At 59.1% G+C, this 16311-nt stretch carries 17 protein-coding genes; all 17 read left to right on the forward strand.

The window, feature by feature from the left end:
- Nucleotides 1-7: 7 nt before the first annotated feature.
- A complete protein-coding gene (locus tag E4662_RS21680; RefSeq protein WP_136443730.1) occupies nt 8-868 on the forward strand; it encodes a carbohydrate ABC transporter permease in 861 nt (286 codons plus the stop codon).
- A 45-nt stretch (nt 869-913) separates the two neighbouring features.
- Entirely contained in the window at nt 914-2059 is a 1146-nt protein-coding gene (locus E4662_RS21685; protein WP_136443731.1) for an ABC transporter ATP-binding protein, read from the forward strand.
- Between the two features lie 3 nt (nt 2060-2062).
- Nucleotides 2063-2305, forward strand: coding sequence for a hypothetical protein (locus E4662_RS21690; protein ID WP_136443732.1), 243 nt, complete (start codon nt 2063-2065; stop codon nt 2303-2305).
- An 8-nt stretch (nt 2306-2313) separates the two neighbouring features.
- Entirely contained in the window at nt 2314-3282 is a 969-nt protein-coding gene (locus E4662_RS21695; RefSeq protein WP_136443829.1) for an ABC transporter ATP-binding protein, read from the forward strand.
- Nucleotides 3283-3288: 6 nt separating this feature from the next.
- Nucleotides 3289-4077 carry an SDR family NAD(P)-dependent oxidoreductase gene (locus E4662_RS21700; protein WP_136443733.1) on the forward strand — a complete coding sequence of 263 codons (789 nt, stop codon included), beginning with the start codon at nt 3289-3291 and terminating at the stop codon, nt 4075-4077.
- A 13-nt stretch (nt 4078-4090) separates the two neighbouring features.
- Nucleotides 4091-4951, forward strand: coding sequence for an ABC transporter permease (locus E4662_RS21705; RefSeq protein WP_168798045.1), 861 nt, complete (start codon nt 4091-4093; stop codon nt 4949-4951).
- The gene (locus E4662_RS21710) at nt 4948-6216 is read left to right on the forward strand and encodes a hypothetical protein (RefSeq protein ID WP_136443735.1); all 1269 of its coding nucleotides are present in this window, start codon (nt 4948-4950) and stop codon (nt 6214-6216) included. Before E4662_RS21705 ends, E4662_RS21710 begins: the two co-directional genes overlap by 4 nt.
- Before the next feature lie 243 nt (nt 6217-6459).
- A complete protein-coding gene (locus E4662_RS21715; protein WP_136443736.1) occupies nt 6460-7104 on the forward strand; it encodes a bifunctional 4-hydroxy-2-oxoglutarate aldolase/2-dehydro-3-deoxy-phosphogluconate aldolase in 645 nt (214 codons plus the stop codon).
- A 40-nt stretch (nt 7105-7144) separates the two neighbouring features.
- Nucleotides 7145-7975: an SDR family oxidoreductase gene (locus E4662_RS21720; RefSeq protein ID WP_136443737.1), complete on the forward strand. Its 831-nt coding sequence runs from the start codon at nt 7145-7147 to the stop codon at nt 7973-7975.
- 4 nt (nt 7976-7979) lie between these two features.
- Nucleotides 7980-9035 (forward strand): zinc-dependent dehydrogenase, encoded by a 1056-nt coding sequence (locus E4662_RS21725; RefSeq protein ID WP_136443738.1) that lies wholly within the window; start codon nt 7980-7982, stop codon nt 9033-9035.
- The gene (locus tag E4662_RS21730; RefSeq protein ID WP_136443739.1) at nt 9035-10087 is read left to right on the forward strand and encodes a galactitol-1-phosphate 5-dehydrogenase; all 1053 of its coding nucleotides are present in this window, start codon (nt 9035-9037) and stop codon (nt 10085-10087) included. Before E4662_RS21725 ends, E4662_RS21730 begins: the two co-directional genes overlap by 1 nt.
- Nucleotides 10088-10111: 24 nt before the next feature.
- Complete coding sequence (gene glpK / locus E4662_RS21735; protein WP_136443740.1) at nt 10112-11605, forward strand: glycerol kinase GlpK; 1494 nt, start codon at nt 10112-10114, stop codon at nt 11603-11605.
- 7 nt (nt 11606-11612) lie between these two features.
- Nucleotides 11613-12560 carry a shikimate dehydrogenase gene (locus tag E4662_RS21740; protein WP_136443741.1) on the forward strand — a complete coding sequence of 316 codons (948 nt, stop codon included), beginning with the start codon at nt 11613-11615 and terminating at the stop codon, nt 12558-12560.
- A 15-nt stretch (nt 12561-12575) separates the two neighbouring features.
- Nucleotides 12576-13151, forward strand: coding sequence for a glucose-6-phosphate isomerase family protein (locus E4662_RS21745; protein WP_136443742.1), 576 nt, complete (start codon nt 12576-12578; stop codon nt 13149-13151).
- Nucleotides 13152-13163: 12 nt separating this feature from the next.
- A complete protein-coding gene (locus E4662_RS21750) occupies nt 13164-14087 on the forward strand; it encodes a phosphoglycerate dehydrogenase (RefSeq protein ID WP_136443743.1) in 924 nt (307 codons plus the stop codon).
- The gene (locus tag E4662_RS21755; RefSeq protein WP_136443744.1) at nt 14084-15385 is read left to right on the forward strand and encodes an arsenate reductase/protein-tyrosine-phosphatase family protein; all 1302 of its coding nucleotides are present in this window, start codon (nt 14084-14086) and stop codon (nt 15383-15385) included. Before E4662_RS21750 ends, E4662_RS21755 begins: the two co-directional genes overlap by 4 nt.
- A gap of 20 nt (nt 15386-15405) precedes the next feature.
- Nucleotides 15406-16281 carry a sugar phosphate isomerase/epimerase family protein gene (locus E4662_RS21760; RefSeq protein WP_136443745.1) on the forward strand — a complete coding sequence of 292 codons (876 nt, stop codon included), beginning with the start codon at nt 15406-15408 and terminating at the stop codon, nt 16279-16281.
- Nucleotides 16282-16311 lie beyond the last annotated feature (30 nt).

The following is a 16311-nucleotide window of genomic DNA, read 5'->3' on the forward strand; positions in this document are numbered from 1 at the left end:
GGCAACGATGAGTTTTCAGGACCTTTACAAGATCGAGTCCCCCGCGGCTCCGCACAAACCCAAGAACTGGTGGGTTTATGTGATCATCCTTCTGGTGTGTTTCGTGAACTTCATGCCCTATCTCTGGATCGTCATGACCGGGCTGATGGATCGGGAGGCGGCCACCGCCTCGACGCCGACCTGGTTTTTCAAACCGACCTTTGAGGCCTTCCATTTCCTGATCGTGGAAAAGGGGATCATGTACAATTTCATGAACTCCACCATTGTGGCTGTGGCTTCGACCTTCTTCTCAGTGGTGATCGGCATGTTCTGCGCCTATGCGCTGGCGCGTTATGATTTCACCGGCCGCGATGACGTGTCGTTCTGGGTGCTGACCAATAGGATGATGCCGCCGGTAGCGATCCTGCTGCCGATTTTCATCACCTTCCAAACGCTGAAGCTTTTGGACACTCGGCTGGGATTGATTATCCTGTATACCGCCATGCAGCTGCCTTTTGTGGTCTGGATGCTGACCGGGTATTTCCGTGACATCCCAAAGCGGTACGAGGAAAGCGCCATGGTGGACGGCGATACCTGGTTTCAGGCGTTCCGCAAAGTGACCCTTCCGCTTATGATGCCCTCGATCACCGCCACATCGATCTTTGTCATGATCCTGAGCTGGAACGAGTTCGCCTTTGCGACCTTTCTGACCTCGATCGAGGCCAAGACCATGCCGCCGTCGATCATGGCTTATTCCATCGGTGCCAGCATCCAGTGGAACATCCTTGGCGCTGCCGTGATCCTGATTACCGCTCCGCTTGTTCTCTTCGTGCTTATCATGCAGCGCCAGTTGATCAGCGGTCTCAGCCAGGGGGTCGTGAAGGAATGACCCCGGCGCTTCCCCAACACACGACTACAAAACTGGAGAGGGCCCATGGCTGAGATCCGCATTGACAATCTGCTCAAGAAATTTGGCGAGTTCGTGGCTGTCGAGGACGTCAACATCACGGTCGAAGATGGCGAGTTCGTCTTCCTCCTGGGCCCCTCGGGCTGCGGCAAGACCACAACGCTGCGCATGCTGGCCGGGCTGGAAATGCCCACCGACGGGCGCATCTCGATCGGCAGCCGCAACGTGACCTTCCTGCGCCCGCGCTATCGCAATGTGGGCATGGTGTTCCAAGATTACGGGCTTTACCGCCACATGACGGTGTTTGGAAACATTGCCTATCCATTGAAGGTGCGCGGCATGCCCAAGGCTGATATCGAGGCCAAGGTTACCGATGTCGCCAAGACCATGCAGATCACGGAGGTGCTGCAGCGCAAGCCTGACCAGTTGTCAGGCGGTCAACTGCAGCGGGTGGCGATTGCCCGGATGCTGGTGCGCGATGCCGATGTCTTCCTGATGGACGAGCCGATGTCGCACCTCGATGCGCAGCTGCGCGGCCATATGCGGGCCGAACTGCGGCACCTGCAAAAAGAGATCGGCGTGACCACGCTGTTTGTGACCCACGACCAGCTCGAAGCCATGACCATGGCCGACCGCATCATCGTGATGAAAGACGGCCAGATGCTGCAATTCGCCACCCCGCGCGAGATCTTTGAACGCCCGGCCACCGAATTTGTCGCCACCTTTGTGGGTGAGCCACAGATGAATGTCTTCGACTGCAGGATTAGGCGGTCCGACTCCGGGTATTTTGCGTCTTGCGACGGCTTCGACGTGCCACTTGATACGGCCTGGGTCGACACGAGTGGCGGTGCTGCGCTTTTGGACAGGACCTTGCGTCTGGGCGTGCGCCCTGAGCATATTTCGGTGAGCGAAACTCAAGACGCAAAGCACCCGATCAAAGCCAAGCTTTTTGCCTTTGAGCCCACCGGCGCGGAAAACCTCTATGTCATGGATTGCGGAGGCGTTCAGCTGACCACCCGCACTTCAACCAATGAGACCGCGCATTTCGACAAGACCGAAGGGACAGATTACGCCATCGGGTTCGATCCCGGCTGGCTCTATCTCTTTGACAGCAATACCGGGAAAACGCTGGCCTTCGGGTCGCAAAGCGACACCGGCAATACGGAGGCCTAAACCATGCGCTCTTGGGTTGTACTTCTCGTCATTCTTGGCTTCCTCTTGGGCGGCTGCACGGTTTTGACCGGGGACATGTCGCATTGGCCGTCGTCGCTGGCTGCGGTGCTGTTCCTGATCCCGGCGAAATGGGCCAATGACCGATTGCAGATTCTCGCCTGGCCGATGGAATTCCTGCTGGCCTCTGGCGTGACCATGATCGTCTTCAGCCTGATCCGGCTGTATTTCACCCCGCTGCCGTACTGATCATGAACATGGTCAGCGATATCGCGCCGGTTCTGCGAACCTTTGGCCTGAAAAAGAGCTTTTCGGGCCAAGTAGCCGTGGACGGTGTGGATATCGAGGTGGGGCGCGGCGATATCGTCGGTTTTCTCGGGTCAAATGGCGCGGGCAAGACCACGGTGCTCAGCATGATTGCCGGGCTTCAGTTTTCCGATGCTGGCACGATCGAGCTCTTTGGCGACAAAGATGGCGCCGCCAAGCGGGAGATCCGCGCCCGCGTCGGGTTCTTGCAGGAGAAGCCCCGCATCTACCCCGAGATGTCGGCGCGTGCCTACCTAAGCTTTTTTGCCGAGCTTTATGGGGTAGCGCGGCGCCGGGATCGGGTCGAGGCATTGTTGTCAATGGTCAAGCTGACCGAGGCTGCCGATCGCCCGCTTGGCACCTATTCCCGCGGAATGCAGCAACGGGCCTGTCTGGCGCGGACCCTGTTGCATGATCCGGAGTTCCTCGTTCTTGATGAGCCGACGCTGGGGCTTGATCCAGTCGGGCTCGCCGAAATGCGAGCGATTTTTCAAGACTTGAACACCCGCGGCGTAACGCTTCTGTTTTCTTCGCACCAACTAGCCGAAATGGAGAAAATCTGTGACCGCGTGATCCTGATGCAAAGCGGCCGCATTGTTGCGGCGGGCCGCCCGCGGGCGTTGTTGCCGGGGGGCGACGGCGCGGCGTCAGTTTCTGTGGAGCTGTTTGAAGACGCCAGCGAGTGTCGCTCTCGGATCGCAGCTCTTCCTGGCGTGACCCGAGCCGATCTTGACTCGCAAGGGCGGCTGGCCCTGTCGATGACACCGCCGGTCCAAGGCGAACTGCGTGATTTGCGTGCACGGGTGTCGCGGCTGCTCACCAGCACCGGGTTCACCGTTTTGAACATCACTTCAGGCGATGCTTCGCTCGAAGAGCTGTTCCTGCAACTGACAACAAAGAAAAACGATATCAAAGGGTAGGATAAAATGGATCTGCATCTGAAGGGAAGAACATGCCTTGTGACCGCCTCAACCGGCGGGCTGGGCTATGCCATTGCCAAATCGCTTGCCGGGGAAGGCGCGCATGTGGTGATCAATGGCCGCAGTCAGGACAAGGTCGACGCCACCATTGCGCGGCTTCAAGGCGCGCAGGCTGATGCAGAAGTGAGCGGCGTTGTCGGCAATTCCGCCGATGCCGAAGGCTGTGAGGCGCTGATCGCAGCACTGCCTGAAGTCGATGCGCTGATCCTTAACCTCGGCATCTACGAGGCGGTTGACATCTATGAGGCGGGTGATGATCGCTGGCAGGAACTCATCGAAGTGAATGTCATGAGCGGCGTGCGTCTGGCGCGGCATTACCTGCCAAAGATGCTGAAGCGCAACGAAGGCCGGGTGATCTTCATGGCCAGCGAAAGCGGCATCAACCCGGCGCCGGAAATGCCAGCCTATAGCGCCACCAAGACCATGCAACTCTCGGTGGCAAGAAACTTTGCCGAGACCACCAAAAGCACCAACGTCACGGTCAATTCTGTACTTCCAGGACCCTGCAGCACAGAAGGCGTCGCCGATCTGATTGCAGGGCTCTATCCGGGCGTCGAGACCGAAGAGGCGCAGAAACGCTTTGTGGCGGATGTTCGTCCGACATCGCTGATCCAGCGCCTGACCCGCCCCGAAGAAATCGCGGACTTCGTTACCTACCTGACCAGTGATCGCGCCGCGATGATCAATGGTGCCGCGCTCAAGATCGACGGCGGGCTCATAAGGACTGTGGTGTAGACAGGTCATGAAGATGGACAGCAGAATCGACGTGGCACATTCCGTGCGCTCCAAGGGGCTTCCCGGCCCGGTCTCTGTCTGTCTGATCCTTTGTCGACAACAGGTCCTCAGCCGTCTCGGCTCAATCTGGATCTATGTTTTGGCAACTGTGATTTGCTTGATTGCGGCCGTTTTTGGCGGTGGGTTCCTGCGTGCGTTCGAAACCGAGACCGTGCTGGTGACGTCTGACCCGCTGATCGGGCTGAACACGGTGGTGTTGGCGTTTCTAGCACTGGTCTTTGGCTTGCGCCTGTCCACGGCAATGGCCTGGGAGCGTGAGCATCGCACTCTGGAGGTACTATTGGTCGGGCCCGCCGGCCATGGCGCGATCCTGACAGCCAAGTTCGTGTCGGAGCTGGTGGTTCTGATCGGGATGCTTCTGGCCTACAGCGCCTATCTGGTGTTAGCCGCCCCGTTGGGCGCGGGCACGATCGGGGTGGCCGATCTCTCCGGCGTTTGGTTGGGCGCGGTATTCGTTCTTCCGATGCTGGGATTTGGGCTTTTGGTGTCCAACTTTTTTGCCTCGGTCCGCGCGGCAGTGGTCTGTTACCTGATCGTTGCGGTGGCCCTGATAGGGGTGAGCGCTGTTACGCAAGGGCTGCGCGTGCTGCCTCCGCAAGAGCTGAGCCTGTCCCTACTTTATCTCCGCTCTGGTCTCGTGACCGCGCATGAGGTGCTGCAGCATGTCTCACCAGTTGCCTATCTAAGCGATCTTTTCACAAACGCTATCAGCGTCTCGGTTCTTTCGCTGGCGCGTGGACTGGCGGCCATTGCCCTCGGGCTGGCCCTGCTGGGACTTTCGATTTTCATCAGCAAACGGCGGGGGTCACAATGAAGCGGATGCTGGCACGCCTTGTCCTGATTGGCGCAACGCTGGCCGCGAGCCCCGGCCACGCGCTGGAACCCGAACGGCGCGAGGTCATCGTGACTCATAACCGCGTCTGGGACGGCGACAAGTATCACGAAAATTTCGTGCCCTCCGATCAAGGCGAGATGCTGCTCTTGGCGGGGCAGGACAATGCGGTCTCTTTTGTGCGGACGCAGGAGTATTACTGGCCTCTGTCGCGGCAGAAGTACGTGGCCTTTGAACGCCAGCGTGTGGAAATCGATGGTGTTCTGCGCGTCACCCGCGATGGCGCCCTCGTGGTAGAGGTCGCACTCGCGCCGTTTGTGATCGTCTACCCTGAAGGCGCGGTGAATGGAAATGCACATCTGGTTTGGGGTGAGGCTGCGCTCGAGGAGTTTGAACAGTATAGACAGGCTGAGCGGGATTTTGTCATTGCCTTTACTGCCTCGCAACGAGAACAGACCCGATACAATCAGGCGCTGCTCAAGGCCGGGGCAGCACGTGTTGCCGGAGGCGATATACAAAAAGTCGAGGCCCCGCCGCCGCCGCCTGAGCCGAGCTTGAAGCTGGTGACGGAGCCTAGGCGCGCTTATCGAATTGCACTACAGCCGGGACGGTACGAGGCCGTTGTTTTGCAAGGTGGCGAAGAGATCCCCGGCACGGAACGCACCTTGCGCATTCTCGCTGATGGCGGTCGCAATGGCGTGGTGGCCGGGATCGTGCCGGAAGAGCGCTGGACCCGGCCGCTGCCAGCGAACTCGGCAACCGATCGGATCTATACGGTTCCCGGCACTGTGTTCTATGCGACTCTGGCCGAGGCAAGCCGCTTTGATGAGGCCGACTATGTGGCGCTGACCCGACCCCAGGCCGAAGGTGTGGCAGGTCGGGATATGTGGGTCAAACGGCGGCAGGTCGAAAGTGCGGAAATGGCGCTTGAGTGGACGGGGCAGAGCGCGGTTGTCGAGTCCACAATGGATGCGCTCAAGGTCGAGCAGACCCAAGGATCAGAGTTCGGGTATGTGGTACGCACCGCTTCTGAGAGCGAAACACCCGACCTGCGCGCCTTTGAAGTCCGCGTTCCCGAGAACACGGAAGTGACCCGTGCAACAGTTGTGTTGACGGCAGAGGGTGCGGGAGCGATTCGGCGTCATGTGGTTGTGGTGCATCCACGCAATGGGGTGCAAAGCTGGGGGTTGGCGCTTGCGCCGTTTGTCTTTGGGTTGATGCTGATTTGGCGTCGCCGACGCACGTGAAACCGCGATGAATCTGTGAAGATGAAATTCAATTTCATTCCCAGGGGCCTCTTCTATACGGCGATCCAGCGGGAAAAAGCCTCTCAAGATCAATGAAATAAATGCTTATTCGGGATTTCTCCCAACAGGGACCCTAAAATTTCTTTCGGCCCCCTTCGTTTAGTACAAAATTCATTTCTTTTTACTGTTGCCTAAAATCAAATTTATTTTTATCCTCACTTTAACACGAAGAAAGGGATTCTCATGACTGCCCAGCACCAAGACGTGGTGAAGCGGAAAATCGCGCAGGCGCGCCTTCTGCCGGTTGTTGTGCTCGACAGCGCAGCTCAGGCTTTGCCACTGGCCGATGCGCTAGCCGAAGGCGGATTGCCCGTGGCGGAAGTGACCTTCCGCACTGACGCGGCAGCTGAGTCGATCAAGGCGATCGCCCAAGCGCGCCCCGATATGGTTGTTGGCGCAGGCACGGTACTGAGCGCCGATCACGTGGCGCGGGCGGTTGAGGCCGGAGCGCAATTCCTGGTTTCGCCCGGGTTCAACCCGGCGGTGGTAGCTGCCGCACAAGAGGCCGGCATCCCGATCGTGCCGGGCGTGAACAGCCCGACCAATGTTGAGGCGGCCATGGCCATGGGGCTCAAGCTTTTGAAATTCTTCCCGGCTGAGGTCAGCGGCGGCATCCCTATGCTGAAATCGTTGAGTGGCCCCTACGGCAATGTGTCCTTCATCCCTACCGGCGGCATCGGGCCGAAGAACCTCAATGACTATCTCGCCCTGTCCAATGTTCTGGCCTGTGGCGGATCCTGGATGGTCGACCGCAAAACGGTGGCCGCTGGACAATTTGACGAAATCACACGGCTGACCCGGGCGGCTGTTGCCCTGGCGGCCAAATAATCCCGATCGCCCGTCCGGGTGACAAACGAAGGAGTAGGAAATGCCTGCAAACGGTTCGAAATATAACATGTCGCTGGACGGTCAGGTTGCCATCGTCACAGGAGCGGCCTCGGGGATCGGTGAAGAAGTCTGCCGCGTCTATGCCGCCAATGGTTGCAAGGTCGCGATGGTCGATTTCGATAAGGAGCGCCTCGATCGGATCGCCGGAGAAATCGCGGCTGACGGAGGGGAAATCCTGTCGATCTTTGCCGACGTGACCGAAGAAGAAACCGTGCGCGCATTCTTCAAGCAAGTGCACGACAAATGGGGCCGCATCGATGTGGTGGTAAACTCTGCCGGCCGTGACAGCCTTGCGCCTCCGCTGGACAAGGTGACACTGGAAGAGTGGACCAAGACAATCGAACCCAACCTGACAGCTGTGTTCCTGTGCTGCCGCGAAGCGTTCATCTACATGGAACCGCAAGGCGGTGGCCGGATTATCAATATGGGGTCGTCCTCGACCCGCGTTGCGTCGGGCCCGGGGCACAGCCCCTACCGCGCTTCCAAGCACGGAATGATTGGCTTTTCCAAAAACATCCTACTGGACGGCCTGCCAAAGAATATCGGCGTCACCGTGTTGAACCCCAGCCACGTGAAAACACCGATGACCGAGATTATCGACAAGGGTATCTATGACGGAGATCTGGAAGCCTACGTGGATGGCTGGCTCGACGAGAAAGAGCTGAAAGAGGGTATTCATGCCTCTTGTATCGATGTGGAAAACGTCGGCTGGCTGGCGCTCTACGTGGCCACCCGGACCCCGGATGTGACCATCCCGACCATCTCGCTGTATCCGACTCACAAGGCTCACCGCTACGGTATGGAGGTCTGAGCCCGTGAAAGCCGCTGTCTTCAAAGGCCCGGGTAATCTTACGCTGGATGAGCGGGACATTCCCGCCATCCGGGATGAGGAAGTGCTGGTCAAGGTGCATGCCGCCGCGATCTGTGGCACGGACCTGAAAATTCACCGGGGCGGACACTTCCGCGTCGGTGAGGGCGATACGGTCGTGCTGGGCCATGAACTGGCCGGCGAGATCGTCAAGGTCGGCAGCCATGTCTCCGGCTGGTCGGTGGGGCAGCGGGTCTCCGTTGTGCCCAATATCGGCTGTGGCAAATGTGACATGTGCCGTCGGGGGCTTAATAACATGTGCCCCGACTACGATGCCTTTGGCATCAATGTCGACGGCGGCTTTCAGCAATATATGGTGGTGACGGCAGCGGCGCTATACGGCGGCAACCTGTTCGAGATCCCCAAAACGATGGATTACGAGGCCGCCACTCTGGTCGAGCCGCTGTCCTGCTGTTTCAACGGCTGGAAAGACCTGCATGTGACACCCGAAGACCGGGTGCTGGTGCTGGGCACCGGGCCGATTGCCGGGTTCTTCCTGCAACTTGCCAAGGCCTATGGTGCCAAGCAGGTGATCGTTGTCGGCCGCCGCGACAGCCGGCTCGAAGAGATTGCCGGTCTGGGTGCCACCGACACGGTGAATTCGTGCAAGGTTGACGTGGTCGATGAGATCATGCGCCTGACCGGTGGGGCCGGTGTCGATGTGGCACTGACCTGTGCGCCCGCGCCCGAATTGCAGGTTCAGGCCATGGCCTTGCTCGCCCGCTATGGACGAATGAACTTTTTCTCGGGACTTAACAAAGGCACGATAGTCGAGATCGACACCAATAAGGTCCATTACTGGGGTCTCAAGCTCCTCGGGTCTACCGGATCGAGCATCGAAGATTACGCCCGCTCGCTGCGGCTGGTCGAAAGCGGTCAGATCGATGTGACCCAGGTGGTGACCCATCGTTTTGCCATGAACAGGGCGGTTGACGCCTTTGATCACGCGCTGGCCGGCAAGGGGATGAAGACCCTTGTGCTACCACAAGAGGAGGCTGCTTGATGAAAGCCGCTGTATTGCACGCCCCCGCCGACCTCCGGGTCGAGGAAATTCCGGTGCCTGAGGCGCTGGAGGACAACGAAGTTCTGGTCAAGGTTGTGGCCTGCGGCATCTGCGGGTCTGATATTGGCCGGATCATGGTCAATGGCACCTATTCTTTTCCCACCGTGCCCGGGCATGAATTTGCCGGTGTCGTGGAAAAGGTCGGCGCCAATGTGTCCCATGTTGCCCCAGGCGATCGCGCCGCGATTGCGCCCCTGGTGCCCTGTTTCGACTGCCCCGAATGTGAAGCGGGCCGTTATTCGCTGTGTGACGATTACAGCTTTCTGGGCTCGCGCACCGACGGCGCATTTGCCGAGTTCGTGCGCGCGCCCGCGGCCAATGTAATGAAAGTGCCCGATGAGGTCTCGCTTGAGGTCGCGGCCACCATCGAACCGGCGGCAATCATCCTGCACGGCATCCACAAGGTTGATCTGAGTTTGGGCGACGCGGTCGCCGTAGTCGGCTGTGGGGCGCTGGGATATTTCGCGCTGCAATTTGCCAAGCTTTCCGGCGCACAGCCGCTCATTGCCATCGACGTGGATGAAGACAAGCTGGAATTGGCGCGTCAGGTCGGCGCCGATGTCTGCATCAACCCAATGAAGGAAGACGTGCTGGAGGCGGTCAAGGCGGCCACCGGCGGACGCGGCGTGGCGCTGTCGATCGAATGCGCGGGCAACGAGCCCGGCCGCAACAGCTCGATCGAAGTAGCGGCCAAGCAGGGCAAGGTTCTGCTGTATGGCACCGCCTATGGCGACGTGACCTTCCCGCACGCGCTGTTCGAAAAGATTGTGCGGCAGGAATTGGAAGTAATTGGGTCGTGGAACTCTTATTCGACGCCGTTCCCCGGCAAGGAGTGGTTCGATATCATCGAATTGCTGCGCGCGGGCCGTCTTCAGGTCGAACCGCTTATCACCCATCGCGCCAGCCTCGAGGAGCTTCCGGACATCATGCCGAAGCTGAAGGACCGCAGCTTTGGTCCCTATGCCAAGATCCTCGTCAAGCCTAACGGCTGAACCAAAGAGAAACGGGAGGGAAACATGAGCGATACATATGTTCTTGCGCTGGATGAAGGCACGTCGAGTGCTCGCGCCATCGTCTTTGACACACGCGGCCAGGATGTCGCCATTGGGCAGCAGGAATTTGCGCAGATTTATCCCAAACCCGGGCTGGTCGAACATGATGCCGAAGAGATTTGGGATACGCAGCTGAAAGTGGCGCGCGAGGCGATTGCAAAGGCGGGTATCGAAGCCAGCCAGATCGCGGCCATTGGCATCACCAATCAGCGCGAAACCGCGGTGATCTGGGACCGAGCCACCGGCAAACCGATCCACAATGCGCTGGTCTGGCAGGACCGACGCACCACAGGCGCCTGTGACGATCTGCGGGCGCGGGGGTTGGAGCCTTATGTGTCGGAAAACACCGGTCTGGTGATCGACGCCTATTTCTCGGGTACCAAAATCGCCTGGATGCTGGACAATGTGCCGGGTGCGCGTGCTCGGGCCGAAAAGGGCGAACTGGCCTTTGGCACCATCGACAGCTGGCTGATCTGGAATCTGACGGGGGGCGAGGTGCACGTTACCGATGTGACCAATGCTTCGCGGACGCTTCTCTTTAACATCCGCAAGGTGGACTGGGACGACAAGCTGCTGGAGGAGATCGGCGTTCCGCGCGCAATCCTTCCCGAGGTCCGCAATTCTTCGGAAGTCTACGGCACCTCCGATCCTGCGCTCTTTGGCGCCGAGATCCCTGTGGCCGCCGCCGTGGGCGACCAGCATGGCGCGCTGTTCGGGCAAGCCTGTTTTGAAAAAGGCCAGGCGAAATGCACCTATGGCACCGGCGGCGCGCTGATGGTCAATACCGGCAAAGAGTTCGTTTCGCCGGGGCAGGGGCTGATCTCCACCATCGCCATCGGCATCGACGGCAAGGTGCAATATGCCACCGAAGGCACGCTGTTCAATTGCGGTACCGTTATACAATGGCTGCGCGATGAGTTGCAGATCATTCAGAAAAGCTCAGATGCGCAATGCACCACCGAGGACACCAACGGTGTCTATCTGGTGCCCGCCTTTACCGGCATGTCCGCACCGCTCTGGAACCAGCATGCGCGCGGCACAATTGTAGGCCTGACCCGGGGTGCCAACCGCGAACATCTGATCCGCGCCGCGCTGGAAAGCATGGCTTATCAGGTCAATGACATCATTGTCGCGATCAAGGAACTGTCGGGTCTGGACCTCTCTGGTCTCAAGGTCGATGGGGGAGCCTGTCTAAATGGTTTTGTCATGCAATTTCAGGCCGATATTTCGGATCTGCCTCTGATGCGCCCGACGGTGATCGAATCCAGCGCCCGAGGCGCAGCCTTCCTCGCCGGACTTGCCACCGGTGTCTGGGAAAACCGCGAAGCGCTGGCCAATTCATTTGAACTGGAAACCGAATTCAAACCCCAGATGGACCGCGCCCGCGCCGACAAACTTTACGCTGGCTGGACCAAAGCCGTCACACGCGCCCTCGATTGGGCCGAAGAAGAGGACTAACCATACCATGGCCTATACGCCAGCCGCCCAACGCACGATGTATTTTGTCGGTGTCACCACCGGCAAATCCTCGATCATGAAAGTGTTCCCGGCCTGGGCCGATCACCTCGGTCTGGATGCGGTCATGCGCGGGATCGATTTCCCTCCCAATTCCGATCCCGCGCAGTACCGCGCAGCGGTATCGTTCCTGAAGAACGATCCGCTGTCGCTGGGTGGTCTGGTAACAACCCATAAGGTCAATCTTCTGAAAGCCTCCAAGGATCTTTTCGAAGACCTCGACCCCTATGCTCAGACGCTGCATGAGATAAGTTCGATCTCCAAACGCGGTGACCGTCTGGTGGGACACGCCAAAGACCCGATTTCCGCCGGTGCCGCGTTCGAGGCGATTGTGCCCGAAGACCATTGGGACGCAACAGGCGGTGAGCTGTTGCTCCTGGGTTCGGGCGGCTCATCGCTGGCGTTGACGCTTTACCTGCACAACAAGAAACGTGACGGCGGCGATGTGCCGGGACGCATTGTCGTTACCGCACGCCGTGACGCCAGCCTGGACGAAATGCGCCAAGTCCATGCCGACATAGGCTTTGGCATTGAGATTGACTATCGTCTTGCGCCGACCCCGGAAGAGGCCGACAGAGTTGTCTCTGCACTTCCCGCCCATTCCATGGTGGTCAATGCCACCGGTCTAGGCAAAGACGGCCCCGGATCGCCGACCTCGGATGCAGTGGTCTTTCCCAACAACGCCCTGGTCTGGGAATTCAACTATCGCGGCGATTTGGTTTTTCTCGATCAGGCCAATGCCCAGTCCAAATCCCGCAACCTGACCGTCGTGGACGGCTGGGTCTATTTCATTCACGGCTGGACGCGTGTCATCGCCGAGGTCTTCGACATCGACATCCCGATGTCGGGCCCAGCCTTCGACAAACTCAGCCAAATCGCAAAAGACGCAACCTCCTGAACAGGACTTGAAAAGATGAACGACATGACCCCGACACTGGTTGATTTCAACACCGTTACTGGTGCTTCGAACACAGCCGAGCCGATTGCCCGCCCGCTGTCCACGCTCCAGGGCTATTTCGCGGATGATGCCGCTTTTGAAGCCGCTGTCACCGAAGACGATGCCATGGTTTACGAATATTTCGACATGGGTGTGCCGGAAACCAGCGGCAACGTCGCCTATGGTACCACCCGTATTCGTCCCGGCAAGATCGGTGACGAATACTTCATGACCAAAGGCCATTTCCACACTGTTCTGGATACTGCCGAGGTCTACTACTGCCTCTCCGGTCACGGCGGCATGATGATGGAAACCCCTGAAGGCAAGGTCGAATGGCGTGAGATGAAACAGGGCGATGCGGTCTATGTGCCAGGTCGTTGGGCGCACCGCTCGATCAACGTCTCGAACAGCGAAGACTTTGTGATGTTCTTTGCCTTCCCGGGCCACGCCGGTCACGACTATGGCACCATTGAAACCAAGGGCTTCCGCAAGCTTTTGGTGGATCGCGACGGCACGCCGACTCTGGTCGACAACCCGCGCTGGGGTGGCTGAGGAGACAAAGCCATGCAGGGTAAAATCGCGATCACGCCGCGCTCGCTGTCACAGGCGGGCCACCCGGCGCTGTCAAATCTGACCGATGCGGGTTTTGAACTCGTCTACCCCAATCCGGGAAAAACTCCGTCCGAGACCGACCTGCTTGACGTGATCCCCGATTGCGTCGGCTGGCTGGCCGGGGTCGAACCGATCAGCCGCAAGGTTCTGGATGCAGCAGGCGGCCTGCGTGTTATCAGCCGCAACGGCTCGGGCGTGGACAACATCAATTTAGCCGATGCCGAGGCACGCGGGATCAAGGTGGAGCGCATCATTGGTGCCAATGCGCGCAGCGTAGCGGAACTGGCTGTGGCGCTCTTGATGGCCGCGACGCGGCACATTCCATGGTCCGACGCGCATCTGCGCTCAGGCGACTGGCAACGCCGTGTGGGATTTGAGCTCAAGGGACGCACTCTGGGCGTGGTGGGCTGTGGCGCCATTGGCCGTCAGGTCAGTGAAATGGCGCTGGGGCTTGGGATGAATGTCATCGGCTATGATCCCTTTCCCAACAACGATTTCGCACCTGCGGGTTTTCGTTTTGGAGCTCTTGATGACATCTGGCGGAGCGCAGATGCGGTGACCTTTCACTGCCCTCCGTCCGACACTCCGATCCTGGATTCAGGCGTTATCGAGGCTTTGCAGCCGGGCACGATTATTGTGAATACCGCGCGTGCCGGTCTAATCGACGACATTGCCATGCTCGACGGGCTGAAATCCGGTCAGGTTGGCTGTCTGGCAACGGACGTCTTTCACTCCGAGCCGCCGGAAATGACGCCGCTTTTGGCCCATGACCGGGTGATACTGATGCCTCATGCTGGCGGTCTCACCGCGGAAAGTGTGGAGCGTGCGACTCGCGGAGCGGTCGACAACATCCTGAAAGTCCTGGAGCAGAAATGACACTCTTGCATCACAGCGCAACGGGTTTCGACAAGATTGCTCCGGCGGGCGGCAGCGCCTCAATCCGTTGGTTGGGTCAAGCCGGGTTTATAATCGATATCAACGGAACCCGAATCGTTATCGATCCTTATCTGTCAGATTCACTGGCTGAGAAATATCGTGGCAAGCCGTTTCCCCACATCCGCATGATGCCGGTACCAATTGCGCCGTCTGAATTGCGCGATGTGGATTGGGTGCTCTGCACTCATGGCCATAGCGACCATATGGATCCAGGCACCTTGCCCGCGCTTCTGGCGGCCAATCCGGGGGCGCGGGTGCTGGCGCCGGTGGCGGAACGCGACAAGGCGATCAGCCGGGGTGTCCCGGTCGATCGTCTAACTCTGATCGACGCCGGACAACGCCGAACCCTAGGCGGTTTCGAGGTCATCGCAACGGCGTCTGCCCATGAGGAACTGGCCCGCGATCATCTGGGTCGGCACTACTTCCTGGGCTATGTGATTGCAGCTGGTGGTCTCAACATCTGGCATTCCGGCGATACCATTCCCTATTCGGGACTGGCCGAGACGCTGGCCGCGCTGGATATCGACTTGGCGCTTCTGCCGATCAATGGCCGGGACGAGATACGGGCCGACAACGGCGTGCCTGGCAATCTGACCGTGACCGAGGCCGTAAAGCTGACTGAACACATGGGTGCGCAGGCCATGCTGGGCCATCACTTTGGCATGTTCAACTTCAACACGGCCGATACCGAGACCGCCACCCGCGAAATTGCTCGGCTTGCGTCCCGCGCCAATGTCGCACTGGCGGACATAACGCGCGAATATCGGCTACAGCCTCGCGCCGAAGCCTCCCAGCGAGTGCTGGCGGTCTGCCGCGGCAATATCTGTCGGTCTCCCACTGCCGAGGGGCTGCTGCGCAAATACCTAGATACCAGCACTTTTAGCATCGACAGCGCCGCCATCAAAGATTGGAACATCGGACGCCACCCCGACCCACGCAGCATCAAGGCTGCTGCCGACAGGGGGCTCGACATTTCTGGCATTACCGCACGCCAAGTTTCGCGTAAGGATTTCGACCAGTTCGACATTATCCTCGGAATGGACGGCTACAACATCGAAGCCCTGCACGAGTTGCGCCCGGCCGGTAGTCGAGCGCGGGTTAGCCATCTGGGCGCGTTTTTGACCACGGGTGAGGTGATCGACATCCCCGATCCTTATGACGATGGCCCCGAGGCCTTTGCCACGGTCTACGACATGATCGACCGCGCTGCACAAAATCTGGCGCATTTGATTGCCTGACACCAAAACAGGAGGATGAAATGAACAAACTTGGGGTGCACGCATTGGTCTTTTCGGACACCTGGAATGCCGAGAGCGCCAAGATCGCCTGTGACAACGCTGCGCGGATCGGGTTCGACCTCATCGAGGTTCTGGTCTTCGATCCCGCGGCTTTGGATGTGGAAATGACCCGCCGGGCAGCCAAGGATGCCGGGGTGGAACTGCGGCTCGGCATGGCTCTGGGTCCGGGCAGTGATCTATCCAGTCTTGAGCAGGAAGTGCATGCCGCCGGAAAACGCGACGTGATCCGCTGTCTTGAGATCGCCAGCGAGCTGGAAACCCCCGGCGTCAGTGGCATCACCTATGCGGCTTTCAACGCCTATGACGCCCCTCACAATGACGCGCAATATGAACAAGTGGTCGAGGCCTTCTCGGGGTTGGATGAAAAGGCCGGGGAGTTGGGTGTGCGCTTGGGGATTGAGCCGGTCAATCGCTATGAAAGCTACATGATCCAGACACTGGACCAGGGTGCCAAGTTGATCGCCGACAGCGGCACCAAAAACACCTTCCTTCATATGGACACCTTCCACATGAATATCGAAGAGGGTGACTTGGCCGATACCATCGCGCGCAACGGCACTCTCTTGGGTTATGCTCATCTCGCCGAAAACGACCGCGGCATTCTTGGCGCTGGCAGTTTTGATTTCACCGCTTATTTCCGGGCATTGGCGCAAGCGGGTTATGAAGGAGACTTCACGGTAGAGAGCTTCTCTCCTGCGGTTCTGGGCAAGGACATCGTTGGGGCGATCGGGCTTTGGCGCACGCCGTGGACTTCTTCCAACGCGGCGGCGAAATCGGCACTGAATTTCATGCGCAATCAGGTCGAAAAGGCCCGGGAATCCGTCATCGTCTGGTAGGGATTTCTCGCGCACAAAGTTGAATGAAAA

It is taken from the genome of Pacificoceanicola onchidii, assembly GCF_004804335.1.
Taxonomy (GTDB): domain Bacteria; phylum Pseudomonadota; class Alphaproteobacteria; order Rhodobacterales; family Rhodobacteraceae; genus Pacificoceanicola; species Pacificoceanicola onchidii.

Coding starts and splice junctions, on each gene's coding strand:
- E4662_RS21715 (WP_136443736.1), top strand. CDS start 6,460: ATGACTGCCCAGCACCAAGACGTGGTGAAGCGGAAAATCGCGCAGGCG.
- E4662_RS21755 (WP_136443744.1), top strand. CDS start 14,084: ATGACACTCTTGCATCACAGCGCAACGGGTTTCGACAAGATTGCTCCG.
- glpK (WP_136443740.1), top strand. CDS start 10,112: ATGAGCGATACATATGTTCTTGCGCTGGATGAAGGCACGTCGAGTGCT.
- E4662_RS21750 (WP_136443743.1), top strand. CDS start 13,164: ATGCAGGGTAAAATCGCGATCACGCCGCGCTCGCTGTCACAGGCGGGC.
- E4662_RS21745 (WP_136443742.1), top strand. CDS start 12,576: ATGAACGACATGACCCCGACACTGGTTGATTTCAACACCGTTACTGGT.
- E4662_RS21710 (WP_136443735.1), top strand. CDS start 4,948: ATGAAGCGGATGCTGGCACGCCTTGTCCTGATTGGCGCAACGCTGGCC.
- E4662_RS21740 (WP_136443741.1), top strand. CDS start 11,613: ATGGCCTATACGCCAGCCGCCCAACGCACGATGTATTTTGTCGGTGTC.
- E4662_RS21695 (WP_136443829.1), top strand. CDS start 2,314: ATGGTCAGCGATATCGCGCCGGTTCTGCGAACCTTTGGCCTGAAAAAG.
- E4662_RS21730 (WP_136443739.1), top strand. CDS start 9,035: ATGAAAGCCGCTGTATTGCACGCCCCCGCCGACCTCCGGGTCGAGGAA.
- E4662_RS21680 (WP_136443730.1), top strand. CDS start 8: ATGAGTTTTCAGGACCTTTACAAGATCGAGTCCCCCGCGGCTCCGCAC.
- E4662_RS21720 (WP_136443737.1), top strand. CDS start 7,145: ATGCCTGCAAACGGTTCGAAATATAACATGTCGCTGGACGGTCAGGTT.
- E4662_RS21690 (WP_136443732.1), top strand. CDS start 2,063: ATGCGCTCTTGGGTTGTACTTCTCGTCATTCTTGGCTTCCTCTTGGGC.
- E4662_RS21705 (WP_168798045.1), top strand. CDS start 4,091: ATGGACAGCAGAATCGACGTGGCACATTCCGTGCGCTCCAAGGGGCTT.
- E4662_RS21760 (WP_136443745.1), top strand. CDS start 15,406: ATGAACAAACTTGGGGTGCACGCATTGGTCTTTTCGGACACCTGGAAT.
- E4662_RS21685 (WP_136443731.1), top strand. CDS start 914: ATGGCTGAGATCCGCATTGACAATCTGCTCAAGAAATTTGGCGAGTTC.
- E4662_RS21700 (WP_136443733.1), top strand. CDS start 3,289: ATGGATCTGCATCTGAAGGGAAGAACATGCCTTGTGACCGCCTCAACC.